The 24,547-nt window shown below is 60.3% G+C and carries 21 protein-coding genes; 14 read left to right on the forward strand and 7 right to left on the reverse strand.

The window, feature by feature from the left end; genetic code table 11:
- Nucleotides 1–65: 65 nt before the first annotated feature.
- On the reverse strand, nucleotides 66–1,463 hold the full coding sequence (locus tag WNY80_RS17755; protein ID WP_342888749.1) for an MFS transporter: 1,398 nt from the start codon (nucleotides 1,461–1,463) through the stop codon (nucleotides 66–68).
- Nucleotides 1,464–1,696: 233 nt separating this feature from the next.
- On the opposite strand from WNY80_RS17755, the gene WNY80_RS17760 reads away from it, so the two are divergent.
- The 10 genes from WNY80_RS17760 (at nucleotide 1,697) to WNY80_RS17805 (ending at nucleotide 11,356) form a co-directional block, all read left to right on the forward strand.
- On the forward strand, nucleotides 1,697–1,990 hold the full coding sequence (locus WNY80_RS17760) for a hypothetical protein (protein WP_342888750.1): 294 nt from the start codon (nucleotides 1,697–1,699) through the stop codon (nucleotides 1,988–1,990).
- Between the two features lie 138 nt (nucleotides 1,991–2,128).
- A complete protein-coding gene (locus WNY80_RS17765; protein ID WP_342888751.1) occupies nucleotides 2,129–3,037 on the forward strand; it encodes a LysR substrate-binding domain-containing protein in 909 nt (302 codons plus the stop codon).
- Nucleotides 3,038–3,234: 197 nt separating this feature from the next.
- Nucleotides 3,235–3,750: an arsenate reductase ArsC gene (locus WNY80_RS17770; protein ID WP_342888752.1), complete on the forward strand. Its 516-nt coding sequence runs from the start codon at nucleotides 3,235–3,237 to the stop codon at nucleotides 3,748–3,750.
- Between the two features lie 233 nt (nucleotides 3,751–3,983).
- On the forward strand, nucleotides 3,984–5,147 hold the full coding sequence (locus tag WNY80_RS17775) for an ABC transporter substrate-binding protein (RefSeq protein ID WP_342888753.1): 1,164 nt from the start codon (nucleotides 3,984–3,986) through the stop codon (nucleotides 5,145–5,147).
- Between the two features lie 152 nt (nucleotides 5,148–5,299).
- Nucleotides 5,300–6,289, forward strand: coding sequence for an ABC transporter ATP-binding protein (locus WNY80_RS17780; protein ID WP_342888754.1), 990 nt, complete (start codon nucleotides 5,300–5,302; stop codon nucleotides 6,287–6,289).
- On the forward strand, nucleotides 6,286–7,245 hold the full coding sequence (locus WNY80_RS17785; RefSeq protein ID WP_342888755.1) for an ABC transporter permease: 960 nt from the start codon (nucleotides 6,286–6,288) through the stop codon (nucleotides 7,243–7,245). Before WNY80_RS17780 ends, WNY80_RS17785 begins: the two co-directional genes overlap by 4 nt.
- Complete coding sequence (locus WNY80_RS17790; RefSeq protein WP_342888756.1) at nucleotides 7,235–8,050, forward strand: ABC transporter permease; 816 nt, start codon at nucleotides 7,235–7,237, stop codon at nucleotides 8,048–8,050. The genes WNY80_RS17785 and WNY80_RS17790 overlap by 11 nt, the downstream gene beginning before the upstream one ends.
- A 17-nt stretch (nucleotides 8,051–8,067) precedes the next feature.
- On the forward strand, nucleotides 8,068–9,495 hold the full coding sequence (locus WNY80_RS17795; protein ID WP_342888757.1) for a gamma-aminobutyraldehyde dehydrogenase: 1,428 nt from the start codon (nucleotides 8,068–8,070) through the stop codon (nucleotides 9,493–9,495).
- A 106-nt stretch (nucleotides 9,496–9,601) separates the two neighbouring features.
- A complete protein-coding gene (gene purU / locus WNY80_RS17800) occupies nucleotides 9,602–10,456 on the forward strand; it encodes a formyltetrahydrofolate deformylase (protein WP_342888758.1) in 855 nt (284 codons plus the stop codon).
- Nucleotides 10,457–10,462: 6 nt separating this feature from the next.
- Entirely contained in the window at nucleotides 10,463–11,356 is an 894-nt protein-coding gene (locus WNY80_RS17805) for a LysR family transcriptional regulator (protein ID WP_342888759.1), read from the forward strand.
- A gap of 391 nt (nucleotides 11,357–11,747) precedes the next feature.
- Here the strand turns inward: WNY80_RS17805 and WNY80_RS17810 are convergent, their stop codons facing one another.
- From WNY80_RS17810 to xylF, 3 genes are all read right to left on the reverse strand, one after another.
- Nucleotides 11,748–12,524, reverse strand: coding sequence for an ATP-binding cassette domain-containing protein (locus WNY80_RS17810; protein ID WP_342888760.1), 777 nt, complete (start codon nucleotides 12,522–12,524; stop codon nucleotides 11,748–11,750).
- Nucleotides 12,521–13,822, reverse strand: coding sequence for a sugar ABC transporter permease (locus tag WNY80_RS17815; RefSeq protein ID WP_342888761.1), 1,302 nt, complete (start codon nucleotides 13,820–13,822; stop codon nucleotides 12,521–12,523). The genes WNY80_RS17810 and WNY80_RS17815 overlap by 4 nt, the downstream gene beginning before the upstream one ends.
- An 86-nt stretch (nucleotides 13,823–13,908) precedes the next feature.
- Nucleotides 13,909–14,940 (reverse strand): D-xylose ABC transporter substrate-binding protein, encoded by a 1,032-nt coding sequence (gene xylF, locus WNY80_RS17820; protein ID WP_342888762.1) that lies wholly within the window; start codon nucleotides 14,938–14,940, stop codon nucleotides 13,909–13,911.
- Nucleotides 14,941–15,296: 356 nt separating this feature from the next.
- On the opposite strand from xylF, the gene WNY80_RS17825 reads away from it, so the two are divergent.
- The 3 genes from WNY80_RS17825 to WNY80_RS17835 are packed head-to-tail and all read left to right on the forward strand — an operon-like array spanning nucleotide 15,297 to nucleotide 19,629.
- Complete coding sequence (locus WNY80_RS17825) at nucleotides 15,297–16,529, forward strand: ROK family transcriptional regulator (protein ID WP_342888763.1); 1,233 nt, start codon at nucleotides 15,297–15,299, stop codon at nucleotides 16,527–16,529.
- On the forward strand, nucleotides 16,526–17,983 hold the full coding sequence (locus WNY80_RS17830) for a di-heme oxidoredictase family protein (protein WP_342888764.1): 1,458 nt from the start codon (nucleotides 16,526–16,528) through the stop codon (nucleotides 17,981–17,983). Before WNY80_RS17825 ends, WNY80_RS17830 begins: the two co-directional genes overlap by 4 nt.
- On the forward strand, nucleotides 17,980–19,629 hold the full coding sequence (locus WNY80_RS17835; RefSeq protein ID WP_342888765.1) for a CRTAC1 family protein: 1,650 nt from the start codon (nucleotides 17,980–17,982) through the stop codon (nucleotides 19,627–19,629). The genes WNY80_RS17830 and WNY80_RS17835 overlap by 4 nt, the downstream gene beginning before the upstream one ends.
- 38 nt (nucleotides 19,630–19,667) lie before the next feature.
- Here the strand turns inward: WNY80_RS17835 and WNY80_RS17840 are convergent, their stop codons facing one another.
- Nucleotides 19,668–20,402, reverse strand: coding sequence for a helix-turn-helix transcriptional regulator (locus WNY80_RS17840; protein WP_342888766.1), 735 nt, complete (start codon nucleotides 20,400–20,402; stop codon nucleotides 19,668–19,670).
- Nucleotides 20,403–20,719: 317 nt separating this feature from the next.
- Between WNY80_RS17840 and WNY80_RS17845 the strand changes: the two genes are divergently transcribed.
- Entirely contained in the window at nucleotides 20,720–22,348 is a 1,629-nt protein-coding gene (locus WNY80_RS17845) for a long-chain-fatty-acid--CoA ligase (RefSeq protein WP_342888767.1), read from the forward strand.
- A 74-nt stretch (nucleotides 22,349–22,422) separates the two neighbouring features.
- Here the strand turns inward: WNY80_RS17845 and ugpC are convergent, their stop codons facing one another.
- Nucleotides 22,423–23,508: a sn-glycerol-3-phosphate ABC transporter ATP-binding protein UgpC gene (gene ugpC / locus WNY80_RS17850; RefSeq protein ID WP_342888768.1), complete on the reverse strand. Its 1,086-nt coding sequence runs from the start codon at nucleotides 23,506–23,508 to the stop codon at nucleotides 22,423–22,425.
- A 48-nt stretch (nucleotides 23,509–23,556) separates the two neighbouring features.
- Nucleotides 23,557–24,357: an IclR family transcriptional regulator gene (locus tag WNY80_RS17855; protein WP_342888855.1), complete on the reverse strand. Its 801-nt coding sequence runs from the start codon at nucleotides 24,355–24,357 to the stop codon at nucleotides 23,557–23,559.
- Nucleotides 24,358–24,547: the final 190 nt, after the last annotated feature.

A 24,547-nucleotide genomic window follows, 5' to 3' on the forward strand; every position in this document is an offset into this window, starting at 1 on the left:
CAAGAAGAAACGGGGCCAAGCAATAAAGTTGCTTTAGCGTAAACCGGCCTTGTAATCGATATTGCCTAGCTTGCCCTGCCGGGAAGGGGCTGCGACCTGAGGAAAAACACGGCCAAGGCCGTCAATCCAAAGGCGAAAACCGGATAGAAAAGCGCCTGATGCAGCGAGGCGACATAGGCGGAATAGCTGATATCGGCCCCGCCCCCCGGCTGCAGGCGACCGAAAAACAATTGCCCGGTGATCGCAACGCCCAGCGCGCCGCCGACCTGCTGGAAGGACTGCACCCCGCCCGACGCGGATCCGGCATCGCGGTCGGGGACATTGGCGAGCGCCAACTGAAACAATGGCGACACGGCCGTTCCCAGCCCCAGTCCGGCGATGAGAAACGGCGGCAGGAACATGATTGACTGCAATGTCGCACCCAGCCCGCTGACAAAGGACTGCAGCCACAACATGGCGCAAAGCAGCATGACCGAGCCAATGAAAATGCGCTGACGCTGCCATCGCGGCCCAAGCCTGCCCGACAGCATGGAGGCGAGAAACACTCCGGCGGAGAACGGCACCGTGGTCAGACCGGACTGCAAGGGGGTGAGCCCGAAACCGGTTTGCAGGAAAACGGCGAACACCATGAAGAATCCCGGAACGGCCGAGAAGAACAGGCAGACGGTCAGGACCCCGCCCATGAAGCCGGCATTGGTCATCAAGGTCACCGGCAGCAGCTGCGGCGCGCCGGCAGTTGCCTGCCTGCGCTGCCAGCGAACGAACAACCAGGCGGCAGGAATGGCCGCGGCCGACAGCGCAAATATCCAGTTTGGCCAGCCCAGTTCCCGACCTTCGATCAGGGGAAAGACGATCAGAAGCAGGGTGAGCGCGGCAAGGACAATCCCCCCGACGTCAATTCCAACATCGCGGTTGCCTTCCATCGCGGGAATGTATTTCAGACCCGCCAGGATGGCGAACAGGCCAACCGGGATGTTGACCAGAAAAATCGGCCGCCAGGTCAGCCCGAAAATGTCAGCATTGATCAGCAGGCCGCCGATCAATGGACCGGAAACCGCCGCCAGCCCGGCGGTGACGCCGAACAGCGCGAAAGCGATGCCGCGTTCCCTGGGCGGGAAAATCACCTGGGCGATGGCCAGCGTCTGCGGGGTCATCATCGCGCCGCCAATGCCCTGCAACACGCGGGCGGCGATCAACGTGTTGATGCCGGGCGCCAGTCCGCACAGGGTGGAAGCGATGGTGAAGAATGCGACGCCAAGGAGAAAGATCCTGCGGCGGCCCAGCATGTCGCCCAGACGCCCGAACGGCAGCAGACCGACGGCAAAAGCCATGATGTAGGCGGCAACCACCCATTCGATCTCCGAACTGGTGGCGCCAAGGCCGGATTGCAGACTGGGCAGAGCCACGTTGACGATGGTCACATCGATCAGGTTCATGAAGCCTGCGATGAGCAGAATCGTCATTGCGATCCAGCGCCGTTCATGATGTTCATGACGGTTCCCGTCAGCCTTCGTTTCCATGCTCATTGGGACTTTTGCTCCGACTCAACTGGTGCAGACCTAGGACCGATTGCCGGAAAAGGAAAGCAGTATGGCCCTGCAAAATTCGGTTAACACGGCGCAAGGCGGCGGGCGCATCTCGTGCCCGACAGAGCACCCGGACGGGAACCAAGGCGGCTTTGCGGCGTTGGTGTGGCATGAAAAAGATCGCCATCATATCCGTTTCCGTCTTCGCTCTGGGCGCGGCCGCCATTGCCGCCGACGCGGACGGAATGCTGCCGCTGGCCCATGGCCTGGCGGACATCACCGCCTCAAGCCCCGCTGCGGCGGCCGAAACCGGCAAACAGGGTATCCGGATAAAAGAGCATGCGATTGAACGCAGGATCCGGCTCGTATCATCGGGTATCGCATCCGTTGATTCATGCGACGCGGCCTACTGGCCCTATTACCCGGTCGAGTGCCTGAAGCGCGTTGAAACAGCAGGGCTTTGATCCGGCTCCCCTCCCCGCATCCGTGATTACCAGCCCGCCCAGGCTTTCAACACCGTGTATTGCAAAAAGGGCACCGTCCAATCGATCCGGCAACCGGTTCAGGTTGTCAGCAGCGCCGAATGCTGGTTGTTATGCGCCATGGCCTTCACGCTTCGCCAATTGCAGTATTTTGTCGCCGTCGCCGCCCAAGGCACTGTCTCTGGGGCCGCGCAAAACCTGTCGATTTCACAATCGGCGGTGACCGAGGCAATCAAGGAGCTTGAAGGTGATCTTGGCGTCGAGCTGTTCGAGCGCCATTCGCGCGGGCTGACGATCACCCACAAGGGGCACCAGTTCCTGCGCCACGCGACCAAGATCCTGTCGGATGTCTCGGACGCGCGGCGGACCTTTTCCGACGACAAGGAAAGTCTCACGGGCACCCTCAACCTCGGCGTCACCTCGCTGGTGGCAGGCTATGTGTTGTCGGACCTGCTTGCACGTTACCGGCGGGCGTTTCCGGGGGTGACGGTTTCGGCGATCGAGGACAATGGGGATTATCTCGAACACCTGCTGATCGGCGGCGAACTCGACGTGGCGGTGATCGTGATCTCGAACCTGCGCAACCGGATGGCGCTGCAGACCGAGATCCTGGAGGTTTCTCCCTACCGGCTTTGGCTGCCGCTGGGCCACCGGCTTGCCTCCGCTGAAAGCATATCCGTCGCGGATGTGGCCGAAGAGCCGGTGATCATGCTGACCATCGACGAAATCGAGGAAAGCACCGGCAAACTGCTCAACGCCATCGGCTCGCGGCCGAAGATCGCGTTCCGGACACGTTCGGTGGAAGCGGTGCGCAGCCTGGTCGCCACCGGTGCCGGCGTGGCGCTGCTTCCCGATCTTGTCTACCGGCCCTGGTCGCTGGAAGGTGACCGGATCGAAAGCCGCGATGTCTCAGGCAGCCTGCCGATGGTTCAGGTCGGTGTCGCATGGCGGCGCGGCAGCCAGATGACGCAGGCCGCGCGCGATTTTATTGACCTTTCGCAGGCTCAAAGGGCAATACGGCAGCGATAGATTCCAGCCCATTCGGAATGCCGCGACATGCCGGGGCGAAATTCGGACCACTCGATCACAAAGCGTTTCTCAAGGCCAAGCACGGCACCGGGTTGCGCAATCGTAAAATTCAATTACTCTTGATATCTAGATTTTAAGAATCAACATTGAGCAACCAGGCGTACCAGTGCGATGCGCGAGACGAGCGAGCAGAGATCATGACAGACCAGACTTACAATGTGCTGTTTTTATGTACCGGCAACTCGGCACGGTCCATCCTTGCCGAAGCAATCATGAACCGGCTCGGACAAGGGCGGTTCAAGGCGTATTCGGCAGGTTCCCAGGCAAAGGGCACGGTACACCCCTTCGCTCTGGATCTGCTTCAGAAGCTGAACCACAATATCGGATTTGCCAGATCGAAGAACTGGGAGGAATTCGCCAAGCCCGGAGCCCCGAAAATGGATTTTGTGTTCACGGTTTGCGACAATGCGGCAAATGAAAGCTGCCCGGTCTGGCCCGGTCAGCCAATGTCAGCGCACTGGGGCATTCCGGACCCCGCAGCCGCCGAGGGCACGGAGGCGGAAAGGCATCTTGCGTTTTCCGAGGCGTACCGCATGCTCCAGGCCCGGATCTCGATCTTCACCAACCTGCCTTTGGCGAGCATCGACAAGCTCGCATTGAAAGACAAGCTGGATGCAATTGGCAAGGCAACAGACCTGGATGGTGCTGCCTGACCCTGGGGAACAGCATCCGGAAGTCGCAATTTCGGCAGCCGGTGACCAGGCGGCGTTTCCGCAAACGTATGTATCGGTTCACACCCCGCTCGCATTGGGACGGCCCCAATCTATCGGTTTTTCCGATATCACAATTCTGATAAAAGTATTTGCGGTCACAAAATGCCCGTATCAATCTTGTCTCCCGACGGGGCCGCTATTTTGGCGGCCACCAACGGTGGGAGCTCAAGCAGATGAAAAAGATCTTGAATACATGCACGGCGATGGCAATGGCGCTGTCGGTGATGGCACCGGGATTTGCCTCGGCGGAAATGATGACCGAAGTCGGGCCTGGCGAGGGTCAGGTGAACATCGTTGCGTGGGCCGGCTATATCGAGCGCGGGGAAACCGACAAGGCTTTTGACTGGGTCACCAAGTTCGAGGAAGCCACGGGCTGCAAGGTCAACGTCAAGACCGCCAACACATCCGACGAGATGGTGGCGCTGATGAACGAAGGCGGCTTCGATCTGGTGACCGCTTCGGGCGACGCATCGCTGCGGCTGATTGCCGGCAAGCGGGTCCAGCCGATCAACACCGATCTCATTCCGTCCTGGTCGACGGTCGATGACCGGCTCAAGGATGCGCCTTGGCACACAGTTGACGGCGTTCACTACGGCACACCCTATATGTGGGGCCCGAACGTGCTGATGTACAACACGGAAGTATTCAAGGAAGCACCGACCTCGTGGAATGTGGTGTTTGAAGAAATGGAACTGCCTGACGGCAAGAGCAACAAGGGCCGGGTCCAGGCCTATGATGGTCCGATCCACATTGCCGATGCGGCGCAGTACCTGATGTTCCACCAGCCGGAACTCGGCATCAAGAGCCCTTACGAGCTCAATGAAGACCAGTACAAGGCAGCGCTCGACCTGTTGCGCGTACAGCGCACGCTGGTCGGCCGCTACTGGCATGACGCCTTCATCCAGATCGACGACTTCAAGAACGAAGGCGTCGTGGCGTCGGGCTCTTGGCCGTTCCAGGTCAACCTGCTTCAGGCCGACAACGTGCCGGTGGCGTCCACCATTCCTCAGGAAGGTGCGACCGGCTGGGCCGACACCACGATGATGCATGCGGAAGCGGCCAATCCGAACTGCTCCTACATGTGGATGGAGCATTCGCTGGCCTCCAACCTGCAGTCCGATCTCTCGGTCTGGTTTGGCGCCAACCCGTCTGTTCCTGCCGCCTGCACCGACGGCCGCGGCATGCAGACCGCCGAAGGCTGCACGGCCAACGGCATGGATGATTTCGACCGGATCAACTTCTGGACCACCCCGGTTTCGAAATGCGAAAGCCAGGGTGAATGCGTGCCCTACTACCGCTGGGTGTCCGACTATATCGGCGTCATCGGCGGCCGCTAGGTCCGTCTGACCGACCGCAATCATGTTCTCCCTCCCTTTCGTGGGGAGGGAGACTGGCACTTCGCTACACACTCGTGATGTCGTTGCCTCTGCACCGGTTGCCTATGCCGGGCTCACCGGGGCAGGCACATCAGGACTGATTTGGATTTCCCATGCCGTATGCCGTCTCCTTCCAGCAGGTTTCCCGTCATTTCGGGTCAGTTCGCGCTGTCGACGCCGTCGACCTGGAAATCGAACCGGGCGAATTCTTCGCCATGCTCGGGCCATCCGGATCCGGCAAGACGACATGCCTCAGGCTGATCGCCGGGTTTGAGCAGCCGACAGCCGGGCATATCGAGATATTCGGAGAGACGGCTGAGGGTGTCCCGCCCTACCGGCGCAACGTCAATACCGTGTTTCAGGATTACGCGCTGTTCCCGCATCTCAACGTGGCTGACAACGTTGCCTACGGCCAGATGATCCGCGGTGTCGGCAAGGCCGAACGGCTGCGTGACGCCGATGCCGCGCTCGAAATGGTCAAGCTGCCCGGTTACGGGGAACGCAAGCCGGGGCAATTGTCCGGCGGCCAGCGGCAACGGGTGGCGCTGGCGCGCGCCCTGGTCAACAAGCCCAAGGTGCTGCTGCTTGATGAACCGCTCGGCGCGCTCGATCTCAAGCTGCGCGAACAGATGCAGGAAGAGCTGAAAGTCCTGCAGAAGGCGCTTGGCATCACCTTTGTCTTTGTCACCCATGACCAGGGCGAAGCCTTGTCGATGGCCGACCGGATCGCGGTATTCAATGAAGGCCGGATCATGCAGACCGGTACGCCGGAAGAAATCTACCGGCGCCCCAAAACCCGTTTCGTTGCCGATTTCGTCGGCTCGTCAAACGTGCTTCCTCCAGAACTCACCCGGCAGCTGGGTGGCCCCGCGGAATGGGCAAGCCTCAGGCCCGAGGACATTCGCCTGGGAACCGAAGCCGGCCATCAGGCTCAGGTCGTGGGCTTGAGCTTTCTTGGCAGCGCGACCCGCGTGACGCTGGATGTCGGAGGCGAGAAGATCAACGTGCTTCTCCCCTCAGGCATGCCGGTGCCCGAGCAGGGCGAAAGCGTCCGCTTTTCATGGACTGACGAGGCGCTGCACCTGATGGGAACCGAGGCATGAGCACCACGGTATCAGCTCAGCGGTCGGCGATCCTGCCCGGCCGGGGCGGCATTGGCGGAGCCCTGTCAGACGCATTCTGGCGCAAGCCGGGGCTGTTGCTTTTCCTGATGCTGACGCCGCCCCTGCTGTGGCTCGGGGTCATTTATCTCGGCAGCCTGTTCGCGCTGTTGATCCAGAGTTTCTTCTCGATCGATGAATTCTCCGGCATGGTCGTGCGGGAGTTCACCTTCAAGACCTATGGCGAACTGCTGCGCCCCTCCAATCTCGACATCATCGTGCGCACCGTCACCATGGCCGGGCTTGTGACCATTGCCTCGGCGATCATCGCCTTTCCCATCGCCTATTATGCCGCTCGATATGCGAAAGGCCGCTGGAAGGCGGTGTTTTATCTCGGGGTGATGCTGCCCTTGTGGTCGAGTTACCTGGTCAAGGTCTATGCTTGGAAACTGATCCTTGCCAAGGAAGGCATCCTGACCTGGGCCCTGGAAAAGCTTCATCTGAATTTTCTCGTCGACGGCTGGCTTTCGCTTCCGGTTGTCGGCGGCAACTCCCTGTCCGTCAGCCCGACCGGTACGTTCCTGGTGTTCGTCTATGTCTGGCTGCCGTTCATGATCCTGCCGATGCAGGCCGCACTTGAACGGGTTCCCGGCAATCTGCTGGAGGCCTCTGCCGATCTCGGGGCGTCGCCGGGCCAGACATTCCGCAATGTGCTTTTGCCACTGGCGCTGCCGGGCGTGATTGCCGGTTCGATCTTCACTTTCTCTCTGACCCTGGGTGATTACATCATCCCGCAGATCATCGGCACGTCGCACCTGTTCATCGGCATGGCGGTTTATGCGCATCAGGGCACGGCGGGCAACATCCCGCTGGCGGCTGCGTTTACAGTGGTGCCAGTCGTGATCATGGGCATCTATCTGTGGCTTGCCAAACGTGCAGGAGCCTTCAATGCGCTCTGAGAAACAAAACCGCACTCCGATGGGCCTGAAGATCGCCGCCGGCGTCGGGCTCGCCTTCCTGCATCTGCCGATCCTGCTGATTTTTCTCTATGCGTTTACCACCGAGGAAAAGAGCTACCAGTTTCCGCCACCCGGATTGACGCTGAAATGGTTTGCGGTGACCTGGAACCGGCCCGATGTCTGGGAAGCGCTTGGGCTGTCGGTGCGGGTCGCCTCGATCTCTACAGTGGTGGCGCTGACCTTGGGCACGCTGTGTGCGGCGGCGATCTCGCAGACCAAGTTTTTCGGACGCGAGGCGATCTCGCTGCTGGTGATCCTGCCCATCGCCCTGCCCGGCATCATCACCGGCATTTCGCTGCGCTCGGCCTTCAATCTCGCGGAAATCCCGTTTTCGTTCTGGACCATCGTGCTGGGTCACGCCACCTTTTGCGTCGTCGTGGTCTACAACAATGCGGTGGCGCGGTTCAGGCGGATGTCGGGATCGCTGATCGAGGCGTCTATGGATCTTGGCGCCGACGGCTTCCAGACCTTCCGTCATGTCATCCTGCCCAATATCGGTACGGCACTGCTGGCGGGCGGGATGCTGGCTTTCGCGCTGTCGTTTGACGAAGTGATCGTCACCACCTTTACCGCCGGCCAGCAGGCCACATTGCCCATCTGGATGCTTGAAGAACTGGTCAGACCGCGCCAGCGCCCCGTCACCAATGTGGTGGCGATGGTCGTGGTGCTGGTCACCTTCCTGCCCATTCTTGCCGCCTATTACCTGACCCGGGACGGAGATCAGATTTCCGGACAGGGCAAATAACCTACGGGAGACACGTCATGGATACCCAAATGCTGATCGGCAACCGCTTCGAGGCGGGCACGGAAGCGGAGGAGAAAATCTTCAACCCGCGCACCGGCGAGACCATTCTCAATCTTCCCGAAGCCTCCTCGATCCAGATCGAGGCCGCGGTCAATGCAGCCGAAAAGGCGTTTGCCACCTGGTCACGCACCACGCCTGCGGAGCGCTCCGGCTACCTTCTCAAGATCGCCGACCGGATCGAGGCCGAAGCCGATGGGTTTGCAGCACTGGAAGCACTCAATTGCGGCAAGCCGATCAACGCGGTGAAGAATGACGAGATCCCGGCGATTGTCGATTGCTACCGGTTCTTTGCCGGCGCCGTGCGCTGCATGCCGGGTCAGGCAGCAGGTGAATACCTGGAAGGTCATACCTCGATGGTACGCCGCGACCCGATCGGCATCGTCGCCTCGATCGCGCCCTGGAACTACCCGCTGATGATGATGGCTTGGAAACTGGCGCCGGCGATTGGCGGCGGCAACACGGTGGTGTTCAAGCCCTCCGAGCAGACACCGCTGACATCGCTGAAATTCGCCAAAATCCTGGCCGACATCCTGCCTGAAGGCGTCGTCAACGTCATTCTCGGCCGCGGCGAAAGCGTCGGCAATGCACTAATCAACCATCCCAAGATCAGCATGGTCTCGATCACCGGCGATGTCGCAACCGGCAAGAAGGTGCTGCAGGCGGCGGCCAAGTCGGTCAAGCGCACGCATCTGGAACTGGGCGGCAAGGCGCCGGTCATCGTCTTTGACGATGCCGATCTCGATGCCGTCGTGGATGGGCTTCGGGCATTCGGCTACTACAATGCCGGACAGGATTGCACCGCTGCCTGCCGGATCTATGCCGGAGCGAAGATCTACGAGAAGCTCGTCGACAGGCTGTCGAACGCGGTTTCGACCATCAAGTACGACCAGGGCGATGATGCCGAGAACGAGATTGGCCCGCTGATCTCGAAACGGCAACGCGACCGGGTGGCAAGCTTCGTCGAACGGGCGTCGGAAATGAAGCACATGGAAATCACCACCGGCGGCAAGCCGGGCGACGGAAACGGCTTCTATTATCAGCCAACCCTGATCGCAGGCGCGCTGCAATCGGATGAAATCGTCCAGCGCGAGGTGTTCGGCCCGGTGGTTTCGGTCACACGCTTCTCCGATGCGGAAGAAGCCGTCACCTGGGCCAATGATTCCGAGTACGGGCTTGCGTCCTCGGTCTGGACCAAGGACATCTCCAAGGCGATGGAATGCGCGGCACGGCTGCAGTATGGCTGCACCTGGATCAACACCCATTTCATGCTGGTCAACGAGATGCCGCATGGCGGTATCAAGCAGTCGGGCTATGGCAAGGACATGTCGCTTTATGCCCTTGAGGATTATACCGCAGTGCGGCATGTAATGATTGCCCACGGTTAACTGGACTACCATCCAATTCCGGGGCGGACTTGACCGCCCCGGAAGGATGCTGCAAAGCCGCCGGCAAGTGGTCGATAATCGGGACCATATGAAACCGGAGACTGTTATGGCGCATCCGCATTTTGTCATCACCATCGCTTGCGCTGATCAGCCTGGCATTGTCGCAGCAATCACCACCGAGCTTGCCGCGATCGGCGCCAACATTGCTGAATCCAGCCAGTTCTGGGATCGCCAGACCAACCGTTTCTTCATGCGGATTGCCATCGAGACGCCGGACGGCGTCGACGCGGAAGCGGTCAAACGATCACTGCAGGCACCGGTCGCACGCTTCGAGATGCGGCTGGACATCAACACGGTCGCCAATCGGCCGAAGATCATCATCATGGTGTCGAAATTCGACCATGCGATGCTGCATCTGCTCTACCAGATCCGTGTCGGCTGGCTCGACGCGGACGTGGTCGGCATTGTCTCCAATCACGAGGACAGCCGCAGGACTGCAGAGAATGAGGGGATCCCGTTCCATTACTGGCCGGTGACCAAGGAAACCAAGGCCGCGCAGGAAGAGAAACTGCTGGAGCTCGCCGCCAAGAGCGGTGCCGACCTGGTGGTACTGGCGCGCTACATGCAGGTGCTGTCGGACAACCTGTCACGCCGGCTGTTCGGCAAGGTGATCAACATCCACCACTCGTTCCTGCCGAGCTTCAAGGGCGCCAAGCCCTATCACCAGGCGCATGAACGCGGCGTCAAGCTGATCGGTGCGACCGCGCATTATGTCACCGCCGATCTCGACGAAGGCCCGATCATCGAGCAGGAGACCGAACGCGTGACCCATGCCATGACCGCTGAGGATTTCGTTGCCGCAGGCCGCGACATCGAAGCCCGCGTGCTGGCACGCGCGGTGAAGATGCATCTTGAATCCCGCGTCATGCTCAACGGTCACAAGACCGTTGTGTTCGGGTAATTGACGGTGAACTGGGACGACATCAGGGTTTTTCTTGCTGTCGCCCGGTCCGGGCAGATTCTTGCCGCCGCACGACGGCTGGGGATCAACCACGCTACCGCCGCGCGGCGGATCACATCACTTGAGACAGCGCTTGGCGCACAGCTGGTCGTCCGCCGCACCAATGGCTGCGGACTGACCGGTGAAGGCGAGGCGTTCCTGGCCCACGCCGAGCGCATGGAAGCAGAGATGCTGGCGGCGCAGGCCAATCTCGGGCGCACCGACAGCGCCATTTCCGGAACCGTACGGATCGGGGCGCCGGACGGTTTCGGGGTATCGTTCCTGGCACCGCGGCTCGGTGCCCTGATTGCGCGGCATCCCGACTTGCGGCTGCAACTGGTGCCGGTGCCGCGCAGCTTTTCGCTGCCGCAGCGCGAGGCCGACATCGCGATTACCGTTGAACGCCCGGCGGAAGGCCGGCTGGTGGCGCGCAAGCTGGTGGACTACTCGCTGTCGCTTTACGCCTCGCGAACCTATCTCGACGCCCACGGGACACCCCAGACCACCGACGATCTCAAGCAACACCGGCTGATCAGCTATGTCGAAGACCTGATCTTCTCGCCGTCGCTGCAGTTCACCCGCGAAATCCTGCGCAACTGGACAGCGCAGTTCGAGATCTCGAGCGCCACCGGGCAAACCGAAGCCGTGCGTTCGGGCGCGGGCATTGCGGTGTTGCATGACTATATCGCGGCACATGATCCGGCGCTAATCCGGGTGTTGCCGGAACATCGCATCGGGCGTTCCTACTTCATGGTCTATCATGAATCGGCCCGCGACCTTGCACGGGTGCGCACGGTTGCCGACTTCATCTCGGCCGTGGCGCAAGAGCACAAGGCCCACTTCTTTCCCGAGCAGAAATGACGGTCATCCGGACCGCGCACAGCTGATCGAAACCAGTTTTCGATGCCTAGAAAAACAAAACGCCTGCCAGGCAGAACCTGACAGGCGTTTGTAGTTCGTCGTGACGTTCGGACCGGTGCTTGGGAGGAGGATCCCGGCCCTTGTCGTCCCGACTACTGCCATGCCGAATTGGGAGGAGGAGGAGTTCGGCGTGGCGTTGATCGATATATGGAGCAGTTTATGCTGCATTGCAATAGGAAAATTCGAAAAAATTTATCACCCGATAAAACTAATGAACTCATTGTAATATTTCGTGTTTTCGTCACAACTTGAATAATCTGATTGAAATTCACCGAGAATATGCGGCGCTGCAACAAGAAAACCGGGGCGCTGGGCCCCGGTTTCCGGTTTGTCAGGCGGTTTGCAGGGCCCCTGGCCCCGGGATCGCATTGGGCGGACATTTGCCGGCGATGATCATGCCCAGCATGTCGTCCTCGCTGACCTCGTCGACCTTGACGGTGCCCACGAGTTGACCGTTCTTCATCACATTTGCCCGGTCGCACAGTGTCTTTACCTGATGGATATCGTGGTCGATCAGGAAGATGCCGATGCCTTCGGACTTCAGCTGTTCGATCAGTTCGGCGACCATCTGGGTTTCCTGCACCCCGAGAGCCGCTGTCGGTTCGTCCATGATCAGGATCTTGGCATTGAAGTAGACCGCACGTGCAATCGCAACGGATTGACGCTGTCCACCCGACAGGCCCGAAACCGGCGTGTGGAAGCGCCGGAAATTGGGGTTGAGCCGCGCAAGGATCTTGCGGGTCTCGGCTTCCATCTGGGCATCGTCGACGAAACCTGTCGACCCCATCAGCTCACGCCCGAGGAACAGGTTCGAGGCCGCGTCCAGATTGTCGGCAAGCGCAAGATACTGGTAGATGGTCTCGATCTGGTAATCACGCGCATCACGCGGATTGTTGATCGCGGCCTTCTCGCCATTGATGAAGATCTCTCCGCTGTCGCGCTGCAAGGCGCCTGACAGCATCTTCATCAACACGGACTTTCCGGCTCCGTTGTGGCCAAGCACGCCGACCACTTCGCCCGGATAAAGATCAATCGTGACATGGTCGACGGCCTTGATGCCTCCGAACGATTTCACCATGTCGCGCATTTCAACAAGCGGGGCGGTCATGTTTTATCTCCCGTCCGTCGGCGGTAGAGGATGTCGATGAAGACGGCGAGAACCAGCACTGATCCGACGACCATGTTCTGATAGGGCGCGTCGACACCGACCATGGCCATGCCCGACTGCAGGCTCTGCATGATAAGTGCGCCCAGAACTGCGCCGTAGATTGTGCCCATGCCGCCGGCAAGCGCCGTGCCGCCGATCACGGCCGCAGCAATCACCCGCAACTCGTCCAGCGTTCCGATGTCATTGGAGTGAAAGGTCTGGCGCGACGAGGCAACCAGAGCAGCGATCGCACACAGCACGCCCATGATGGCGAAGACCTTGACCGTCAGCATCCGGGTGTTGATACCGGCCAGCGCCGCAGCTTCGGGATTGCCGCCGGTTGCGAAGATGTACCGGCCCACCCTGGTCCGCCGGGCGATGATGGTCATGACAATGACGATCACGATCAAGAGCAACACGGAAATCGGGATGCCGTAGCCTTCAATGGTGCCTTCGGGCAATACCTCGCCGCGGGCTTCATACATCCGCTGCAATCGTGCAGTCGGAATTTCATATGCATTGAGGATTGCAACGAAACCGACGATCGTCGCCGCGATGATCGAACCGATGAGGATCTCGGCCCACATCGGCTTGACCGGAAACTCGTGAGCCATCCTGGTCCGGCGAGACTGGAACAGGGCGTAGAATGAACCCAGAATGGCAACGGCTGCAAAGATCCAGCTCCAGGTTTCTCCGAGGGTCCCGTTGATACCACCGAACAGCTGGAAATTCTCGTCGAGCGGGCCGATCGTCTGGCCCTTGGTCAGATGCCAGGCGACATTGCGCCAGACCAGATAACCGCCAAGGGTGACGATGAAGGCCGGGATCGTAAGATAACCGATCAGCCATCCCTGGAAGGCGCCGATCACCAGGCCGGTGAGGACACCGACGGCGACAGCGACCGGCATGGTGGCGGGATTGTTGAGCCCGAGGCCGAGCCAGTCCGGCATGAACCAGGTCTGCGTCATCGCCATCATGGCCGAGCATGTCGCCAGCAGCGAGCCGACCGACAAGTCAATATTGCGCGTGACGATGACGAACACCATGCCGGTGGCCATGATGGCGACGGAGGCGGTCTGGATCGTCAGGTTGAACAGGTTGCGTGGCGTCATGAAACGCCCGTCGGTGAGGAAATTGAAAATCAGGCAGATCACGACAAAAGCGCCGATCATGCCTAGCAGGCGCGTATCAATTTCAAGTGCGGAGAAAAAAGTTCGCGGCTTAGGCGGCGCGCTCGCAGCAGTTGGCGTATCGGTCATGGCCGTCTTCCGAATAGATGCAAAGACGTGCCCCCACCCCAAAGGGTGGAGACACTATTCACATGATTTGCAACAAAGGTGGCGTCTTAGTTACAGGGGGCCGGGCCGCCGGAGACGCCCTGGCACAGGTCTTCCTTGCTGATCCAGCCAGCATCGACGACCGTGGTCAGGTTGTCCTTGGTGATCGGAACAGGCGCAAGGAACATCGCGGTCATCGTGGTACCGGCAGGCGAGGTCCATTCGACCGAGCCTTCGATGTCAGCCATTGCAGTGCCGCTTGCCAGCTTGGCGGCGATTTCACCGGCAGTCTTGCCGAGCGCACGAGCGTCCTTCCAGACGCTGACGGTCTGGGTGCCCTTGGCAACGCGGTTCAGCGCGGCATGATCGCCGTCCTGACCGGAGACCGGGATCCCCTCCATGCCCTGCGCGGTCAGCGCCGCGACGACGCCACCGGCGGTGCCGTCATTGGACGCCACGACTGCATCGACCTTGTTGTCCTCGGCAGTCAGGATCTGTTCCATGTTGCGCTGGGCATTGGCCGGCAGCCAGCCGTCGGTATAGGCCTCGCCAACGATCTTGATGTCGCCCGTATCAATGGCTGCCTGCAGAACTTCCTGCTGACCGCCACGAAGGAAATCGGCGTTCGGATCGGTGGGCGAACCCTTGATCATCACGTAATTGCCCTTCGGTGCAGCGGCGAAAACGGCGCGCGCCTGCATGCGGCCAACTTCGACGTTGTCGAAGGTCAGGTAGAAGGCGCGGCTGTCTTCGATCAGGCGGTCATAGGCAATGACCGGGACGTTTTCGTCAGCGGCGGCCTGAACGGCGGGAATGATCGCCTGGGTGTCCTGCGCCAGAACGATAAGCGCGTTGACGCCCTGGGCCATCAGGCTTTCGATATCGGAAAGCTGCTTGGCGGCGGACGACTGCGCGTCGGTCGAAACGTAGGTGTCGCCGGCTGCCTCGATGGCTGCCTTCATGGCGGCTTCGTCAGTCTTCCAGCGCTCTTCCTGGAAGTTCGACCAGGATACGCCGATCTTCATGTCCTTGGCAAAAGCTGCTGTCGACATGGTGAGTGCGATGGCCGATCCGGCCAGCAAATGGATGATGGATTTCATGTAGTCCTCCCAAGGAATTAATCTGCCGGACGGGATTTTCCTGTCCGGCCTATGTTCAACTGCACGACCCGCAGCCCGGTAACGAGCTTTTTCTCGACAGTCGAGAAAATTAATGTCAGGCTTCCACCAAGCTGTCAACTCACGGCCGTCAGGCGGGCGGGCGTGGCGATTTCGCGCTTTTTCGCCAGCAGGGGAAAAACCCGCGATACTGAAGACAGACGAACCGGCGAGCGATAAAATATGTTCTTGTCCGGGGGACAGGGAGAGAGGCATGAGTGGAACAGGCCACCAGAGTCTGGCCATCATGCGATGAGGAACGAGAGTGGAATTGCAGCTATGAAGCGGTGGCGGCGACAATGCTGACGAAGTCCAGCACCGAGCTTATTCGCCAACAGAACAGAGCGCTGGTGCTTGTAGCGCTGCGGCGCAAGAATGGTCAGTCACATACCGAACTGGCAAAAGAGACCGGCCTTGCCTCGGCGACCGTGACGGCCATTACCCACGAGCTGGAAAAAGAAAACATCATCGAACGCACGGAGGCGGCACCGGCCGGCGGCCGGGGACGGCCGCGGATATTGTTCAAGCAACGCCGCTCGGCCGCCTATGCAGCCTTTGTCCGGATATCCTCCGACGTGCTGCAATATTCCATGGTCGATTATTCGGGCACCCTGATCTACCGCATCGAGGAAAAACGCGACAATGCCGGACAGAAAGTCGAGGCATTCGCCGCCGATATCCGCAATGCACTGGGCCGGCTCGCCGACAAGTCCCGGGTTTCGCGAAGCGACCTGAAGGCAATATCGATCTCGTCAAAAGGCCTTGTCGCGGACGACAACACCACGCTGCTGTGGTCGTCGGTGCTTGGAAGCCAGCAGATCAACATGCGCGAGACGCTGGAACCGGACTGGCAGGCCAAGGTTACCCTGAACCACGAGAGTCTGCTGGTCGCCAGCGCTCTGCACGCCTCACTGAGCCGGGAGCAAGGCAAGCCGATCCCGCGGCTGGCAGCCCTGTCGCTCGGCCACTCGATCGGGCTCGGGGTCGTGCATGCCGACAGCTACGAAACGCCCCGCGCCCGTGCTCCGGGATTTGGCCACATGATCCACAGCCATGGTGGCGCGCTCTGCCGATGCGGCTCGCAAGGCTGCATCGAGGCCTATGCCGGATCCTACGCCATCCTGCGGGCTGCGTTCAAAGTACCGCCGACCACGCTTCCCGCGAACTTCGTGCCTTTCATCGAAATCGAGAAGATCGCCGTTCAGGCCCGGCGGGGCGACCGTCTGGCAAATTCTGCATTTCGTGACGCCGGCACCGCCATCGGCAACGGCCTGGCCCGGCTGATCAGTCTGCACGGCAAGATGCCGGTGGTGTTTACCGGCCCGGGCGTGCGTTTCTTTGACCTGATGCGTCCGGGGATCGATGAAGGCCTGTCGGCCTCGCTCGGCGTTCGAATCGAAGGGCCGCCGGAGATGTCGGCCTCGCTTGATGAGGAACGCCTCGTCTTCGAAGGCCACCTCAACCACACCATGTCGGCGATCGACCGCGATGTCATCGCACCCAAGATCCTTGGGCAGGGAGGAACACCATGACGTTTTCAGCACCAGGGGGACGATGGAGGTATCGCCCCGGGATCGCACCCGCACTGCTTCGGGGGCTGCTGCTGGCGGGTCTGGCGGCGCCAGCCCTTGCTGACGAGGCGCCCTGGGCCGAACGGACGCAGGCGCTGGGCGCGATAACAGAGATGCCAACCGGCGTGCTGTCAAAGGATGAATTGGAGACGTTGGCAGCAACCGGAGAGCAGCTGTTTGGTGCGCATTTCACAACACTGGACGGCGTCGGCCGACCGCAGGCAACACAGGCGATCGACCCGACGCGGCGCAAGCACCCGCGCGAACAGGTGTTTTTCAGGACTGCGGGACCGGATGCCGGGTCCTGCGCAGCCTGCCACAACCAGCCCGCCATCGGCGGTGCCGGCGACTTTGTCACCAATGTGTTTGCCTCGGAGGGATTTGAGAGCGCCGATTTCGATTCCCTTGACCCGCAGTTTTCCAGCGAACGCGGCACCAACCATATCTTCGGTGCCGGCCTGATTGAATTGCTGGCGCGCGAGATGAGCCTTGAGCTGCAGACGGTTCGCAGCCAGGCCCTGTCACAGGCGCGGAAAACCGGCTCTGCCGTGCGGCTGCCGCTGGAAGCCAAAGGCGTCGAATTCGGATACATTTCCGCCGAGCCCGACGGTTCGGTCAATCTTGATGAACTCGACGGCGTCGATACCGATCTGGTTATCCGTCCGTTCAGCCAGAAAGGCGTGATGACCTCGCTGCGGCAGTTCACCATCAACGCCCTCAACCAGCACCACGGCATGCAGGCAGGCGAACGTTTCGGCGCGCGCTGGACGGGATCGGATGATTTTGACGGTGACGGCAAATCCGCGGAAATTTCGGCGGCCGATGTCTCCGCACTGGTGGCATGGCAGGCAACATTGCCAACTCCGGTTCAGAAGATACCCGAGGCGGATGGATGGGCCGAGGCGGCTGCACGCGGCGAAGCGAAGTTCACGGATTTCGGCTGCACCGTATGCCACCGCCCTGCCCTGCCGCTTGAGAATCTCGCATTTGCCGATCCCGGCCCCTTCGATCTGGCCGGAACGCTCAACGAACAGCAGGTTGCCGCCAGGGCGGTCTACGACATTGGCCTGAAGGACTGGGCCAGAGAGCTGCCGCGCGATGACCAGGGGCGCGTGCTGGTGCCGCTTTTTGGCGACCTCAAACGGCATGCCATGACCGACAACCAGATCGATGCGCTCGGCAACGAACTCATGTCGCAGCGGTTTGTCGACCGCAACATCTTCCAGACTGCGGAACTTTGGGGCGTCGGGTCGACACAGCCCTATGGCCACCGCAATGATTTCAGCAGTCTCGACGCGATCATTCTTGCCCATGGCGGCAACGGGCGCCAGGCACGCGATGCCTATGCGGCTGCTTCCGACGCGGAGAAATCGGCATTGATCGCATTTCTCAAGACCCTGGTGATTGTTCCATGACCAAATTGCGTTCACTCGCCGCGTTCGGCGCTCTCTGGCTCTCTGCGCTGGGCCAGTGCACCAGCGCACAAACCGCCTTTACCGCAGACACGCCAATCTTCAAGGAAGAGGCGGCCAGCGCAGGCATCACCCAAAGCTACACCGGCGGATGGGAATTTTTCGTCGGCGGTGGAGCCGCGAGTTTCGATTGCAACGGCGACCGGCGGCCTGATCTGCTTATTGCAGGCGGTGCGGGGCCGGCGAAATTCTTCGTCAACGAAAGTCCGACCGGCGGTGAACTGGCTTTCAGACCGCTGGACACCGGATTGAAGGAAAAGGATCTCACCGGGGTGCTGGGCGCCTATCCGCTGGATATCGACAATGACCGGCACATGGATCTGGTGCTGCTGCGGCTTGGCCGGAACCTGGTGCTCAAGGGCGGCCCGGATTGCCGGTTCGAGAAAGCCAACCGCAGTTTTGCAATCGATGGTGGACGCGCCTGGTCGACCGGCATGTCGGCGACATGGGAGAAGGGCAACAGGTTTCCGACCATCGCGATCGGCAATTATGTTGACCGTTCCGCACCGGGGACACCGTTTGGAACCTGCGAACCAAACCAGTTGCTTCGTCCGCGTTCCGGCGAGACGCCGGATTATTCCGACCCGATGACGCTCGAACCCGGGTATTGCGCCCTGTCATTGCTGTTTACTGACTGGAACCGGACCGGCCAGCCGGATCTCAGGATCACCAATGACCGGCAGTATTACCGCGGGGGTGAAGAGCAGTTGTGGCAAATGTCCCAGGGCAGGCCTCCACGGCTCTATACCGCCTCGCAGGGCTGGCAGAGGCTGACCGTCTGGGGCATGGGGATCGCCGAAACGGATTTCGACGCTGATGGCCTGCCGGAATATGCGCTGACCTCGATGGGTGACACCAAGCTGCAGAAGCTGGACGAAGAGGCGGGAGAAGACCGGCCGACCTATCGCGACATCGCCTTCGAGAAGGGAGCCACCGCGCACCGGCCCTATACGGGCGGCGATCCGAAGCCTTCAACCGGCTGGCACAGCGAATTTGCCGATTTCAACAATGACACCAAAACCGATCTCTTCATCGCCAAGGGCAATGTGCAGGCGATGCCGGACTTCGCCAGTTACGACCCGGACAACCTGCTGCTTGGCGGCTATGACGACATCTTTCATGAAAAGGGCATGGAAGCCGGCATCGCACTCGATACAAGGGGCCGCGGCGCCGTTGTCGAAGATTTCAACATGGACGGCATGCTCGACCTGCTGGTGGTCAATCGCGAGCATCCGGCAAGCCTGTTCCGCAATCTGGGGGCGGCGACTGACTGGGGTTACCGTCCCCTGGGCAACTGGATCAAGATCGAACTCGACAACGGCAAGATCAATCCTGCGGCGGTGGGGTCGCTGATTTCTGTTCGCACCGGCACGCGCACCCAGACCCGCCGCATACAGATTGGCGGCGGCCACGCTTCCGGGCGGGCCGGTTTCGTCCATGTCGGGCTCGGGGTTTCGGAACGGGCGACCATCCGGGTTCAATGGCCTGATGGCGAGTGGAGCCATCCCTACCGGGTTTTCGCCAATCAGCATGTCAGGATCATTCGCGGAGAGGCCAACGCACACTACTGGTATCCGGTGGCGCAATAGAGCACCGGCCGGTCAGCATGCCGCAATTGCCGGCAAGCTCAGTCGATAAAGCCAAAACGCAAGCCATGAGCAACAGCCTGCGTTCGGTTGACCGCATCAAACTTGCGGGCCGCGTTGTTGAGGTAGTGGTTGACCGTGTGTTCTGACAGCCCAAGGATCTGGGCGATTTCGATCGAGGTCTTGCCCACTGAGGTCCAGACCAAGCATTCGCGTTCACGCTCGGTGAGCGGGGAATCGGGCTTTACCGGCTTGGCTGAAACCTGGTGCAATTTCTCGTGGATCAGGTGTCCATAAAGAACCAGCTCGGCGGTCTCCCCAACGCTCAAGGGCGCGCGCTTGCCGACAAAGAGCACGGCCGCCGGTCCATGATCGGGATGGAAAACCGGAACAATGAACGAGCAATCCAGCTTGTAAGCGGTTGATACGCCCTCGGCGAAAGACCGGAAATCGGCGGGCACCGGCGAGGCTGATTTATCAAGCTGATATTCGATCGGCGCACCGGTCTGGCGCAAGATGGTGGCCAGGGGATTGCTTGCAACCGGCTCCCTGGCTTCATGCGCCTGTACCATTTCAGAGGGGGCGGAGGTGATGATGATCGCATCCGAGAAGGACTTGGCGTCCGCCGCCGGTCCCCTGACGACAAAAAAGTACTGGTATCCGAAACCGGTGGAGATCTCACGCAGCAACCTGAGAATATCAAACTGTGTCTCACAGTTCTGAAGCTGCTGAAAATTATTGATAACGCCTAGTTTTTGCTGACCCTGCGCGATCATAAACGCACCATCGCGGCAACGCAGCCTACCTTAGAGTACCCAAATTCAACTCTTCCGTATCCATGTCCTGCCAGTAAATCGCTGAGCTTCAACTCACCATTCCAATCCATAGTCCAGTACAAACAAACCTTCGACGAAGCAGCTTGCTGCCAAACAGTCAGGCTTCAATACCAGTATCTTAGCTTCTTTGTATTTAAGGTTATACTAATTTTCAAGAGATGCAAAACATCAATTTGGCAATAATTTAATATTGTCTCCCCTCCCCCCGAAGCGCTACTGTTCCGAGCTGGAAGAGGAAGAAATCCAAAGGGGATCATATGCTTGGAATGATGCAGGAATGGCCGCTTCTCTGCCACAAGGTCATCGATCATGCGGCGATTTATCATGGCCAGAGAGAAATCGTGTCACGGTCAATCGAAGGACCTTTTCACAGAACAAACTACGCAGAGGTCCGCGCCCGTTCACTCAAGCTCGCGCAGCGCCTGGAGCGTGACGGTTGCCGCATCGGCGATCGAATCGCGACGATGGCCTGGAACACCTGGCGGCACCTGGAAACCTGGTACGGAATTCTCGGGATCGGCGCGGTTTACCACACCCTCAATCCACGGCTGTTTCCCGACCAGATCGCCTGGATCATGAATGACGCCGAAGACAAGATGCTGTTCGTCGATCTTACCTTCGTCAAACTGGTCGAGATGATCGCACCCAAGGTTCCAAGCCTGGAACGCATCGTCATCCTGACCGATGATGCGCATATGCCGGAAACATCGCTCAAGAACGCGGTTTCCTATGAAAGCTACCTGGCGGAAGCCGACGGGGACTTTGCCTGGGCGGAATTCGACGAACGGACCGCAGCCGGAATGTGCTACACTTCGGGCACCACCGGCGACCCCAAGGGCGTTGTGTATTCGCACCGCTCCAATGTCCTTCACGCCATGGCAGCGCTTCAGCCCGACATGCTCAACCTTTCGTCACGCGACCGGTTGATGCCGGTGGTTCCGCTGTTTCATGCCAATGGATGGTCGACGGCTTTCTCCGGTCCGATGTGCGGCTGCTCGATGATCATGCCCGGCGCGGGCATGGACGGGGCATCGATCTACGAAATCCTGACGCAGGAGAAAGTGACGATCACGGCTGCGGTGCCGACCGTCTGGCTGATGCTGCTCCAGCACATGGAAAAGCACGGCGGCGACCTGCCGGATCTTTCACGCGTGGTGATCGGCGGATCGGCCTGCCCGCGCGCCATCACAAAGGCGTTCCAGGATGACTACGGCGTCGAAGTCATTCATGCCTGGGGCATGACCGAGATGAGCCCGCTTGGAACCCTGTGTTCAATCAAGCCGGAATACAGCCACCTTACCGGCGAGGAAAAACTCGACCTGCAGGCCAAGCAGGGTCACCCGCCGTTTACGGTGGAAATGAAGATCACCGACGACGAAAACAAGGAACTGCCCTGGGACGGCAAGACCTTCGGCCGGCTCAAGGTTCGCGGCCCGGCGGTCTCGTCGTCCTATTACAAGGGCCGTGGCGCCGAGCAGTTCGATGCCGAAGGCTGGTTCGATACGGGCGATGTCGCCCATGTCGATCCGCACGGCTACATGCAGATCACCGACCGTGCCAAGGACGTGATCAAGTCGGGCGGGGAATGGATTTCCTCGATCGATATCGAGAACCTGGCAGTCGGACATCCCGACGTGGCCGAAGCTGCAGTGATCGGTGTCGCGCACCCGAAATGGGACGAACGCCCCCTGCTGGTCATCGTGGTCAAGGAGGGACGCTCGCCGAGCAAGCAGTCCATCCTGGATTTCCTGGAAGGCAAGATCGCCAAATGGTGGATGCCGGACGATGTGATGTTCATTGATGAAATCCCGCACACCGCAACGGGCAAGATCCAGAAAACCGTGTTGCGTGAGCGGCTCAAGGACTACCAACTGCCCACCGTCTGAGGCCAGGCAGCCCGACAACAAAAAGGCCCGGACGCATCTCGTGTCCGGGCCTTTGTCATGCATGTCTGCAGGTATCAGCGCAGGCGCGCGCCAGTCCGGGCATCGAAGAGAAAGGCCCGTTCCGGGTTGAAGCCGGTCTTGAGCACTTCGCCTTCACGCACATCGCGATTTTCGCGGATCTCGATGGTGAGCGGCAATTCCATGTCGGATCTCGAATAGGCGAAGGACGAGCCGCCGAGATGCTCGATTACATCGATCGGCATGGACACCTGTACGCTGCCTGAAGCATCGAAATGTTCCGGCCTGATACCGAGTTGCAGCTGCGCGCCGGGTTCGGGGTGCGGGCCACGAATGGTCATCGGCACCTCGATGCCGTCCACGTCATCCAAGCGCACCACCAGTGTTTCGCCGCTGGAGCTGACAACGGAGGCAGGCAGGAAGTTCATCCTCGGCGAACCGATGAAACCGGCAACAAAGGCATTGTCCGGATCATCATAGAGCGCCAGCGGGGAACCGACCTGCTCGATGACACCGGCCCGCAGCACCACGATCTTGTCGGCAAGCGTCATCGCTTCAACCTGATCGTGGGTCACATAGATCATGGTCGCGCCAAGCTCCTTGTGCAGCTTGGCGATCTCGAGCCGCATCTGCACCCGGAGTTCGGCATCCAGATTGGACAACGGCTCATCAAACAGGAAGACTTCCGGTTGCCGTACGATGGCCCGGCCGATGGCAACGCGCTGGCGCTGGCCGCCGGACAGGGCTTTCGGCTTGCGCTGGAGCAGCGGTTCGAGATGGAGAATTGAAGCGGCGCGGTTGACGCGCTCCTTGATCTCACTGACCGGATGACCGGTCATCTTCAGGCCGAAGCCCATGTTTTCCTCGACCGTCATGTGCGGGTAGAGCGCATAGGACTGGAACACCATGGCAACACCGCGATCGGCCGGCTCGACATTGGTAACATCCTTGCCGCCGATCGACAGATTGCCGCTTGTCGTGGCTTCCAGTCCGGCGACCAGCCTGAGCAGGGTTGACTTGCCGCAGCCGGAAGGGCCGACGAAAACGGTGAACTCGCCGTCCTCGATGGTCAGGTCGACACCGTGGATGACGTCGACGCTGCCAAAAGATTTCTTCACTTGATGCAGTTCAAGACCTGCCATGACACTCCCTCTCACAACCCCGGCGCCCGTGCGGGCGCCGCTAAAAAATCAGGTGCGCGGACCCAGCCGCGCGCCCATATCATCCATGATCGCGCCGGCCGTATTGCGCACCAGCACCGCCCAGCTTTCGAGCAGTTCCGAAGAGATCCGGTACGCTGGACCGGTCACGGACAGCCCACCGACAAAACTCCGGTCTGCCGAATAGATCGGTGCCGCGACACAGCGGATACCGGGTTCATGCTCCTCCCGGTCATAGGCATTGCCGCTTGCACGTATTTCCTCGATCTCACGCAACAGCGCCTCCGGCGTATCGAGCGTGCTGTCGGTGAAACGGCGGAATTTGATGCTGGCGACAACGGCCCTGAGCTCGGCGTCTGGCAACGCCGACAAACCGGCCTTGCCGACGCCCGTGCAATAGACCGGCGAAGCGTTGCCGATCTGGGAATACATGCGCACCGCCTGACGGCTTTCGACCTTGTCGAGATAGATCACCTCGTTGCCGCGAAGCACGCCGAGATGGACGGTTTCGCCGGTGAGGTCGTGCAGGTTGCGCAGATGTGGCTCGGCGATGACACGAAACTGGTTGCCGGCCCAGGCCTTGGCGGCAAATTTCAAGAGCCGGATGCCGACCGAATAGGAATGGTCGCGGCCAAGCGACAGCAATCCTTCTTCCACCAGATTGGATAGCTGGCGATGCAAGGTGCCGCGCGGCTGATCTGAGACCGCAAGAATGTCGGTAAACCGCATCGGCTCGTCAGCGGAAGCGACGATATCGAGTACGGAAATGGCCTTGCCAAGGGTTCCGGTGTCAACACGGCTCCGCGCCGGCCCGGTATCCGTTGCCTCGATTTCACCCTGCTGCGATGCAGTGTTTTCTGTCCGGTTGCTCACCATCCCTCCCCTGCCATTCCCGGCATGGTGGCACGCACCGACCGGAAACAGTCCTGACATCAAGTAGTTGGTCCTCCTCCAGACCATCCTCTTCCATCCGGTCGGCAACGCCTCCGCCCGAGCGGATGCTTTTCGACCTTGACATTCC

Source organism: Hoeflea sp. AS16, from assembly GCF_038900095.1.
GTDB lineage: Bacteria > Pseudomonadota > Alphaproteobacteria > Rhizobiales > Rhizobiaceae > Hoeflea.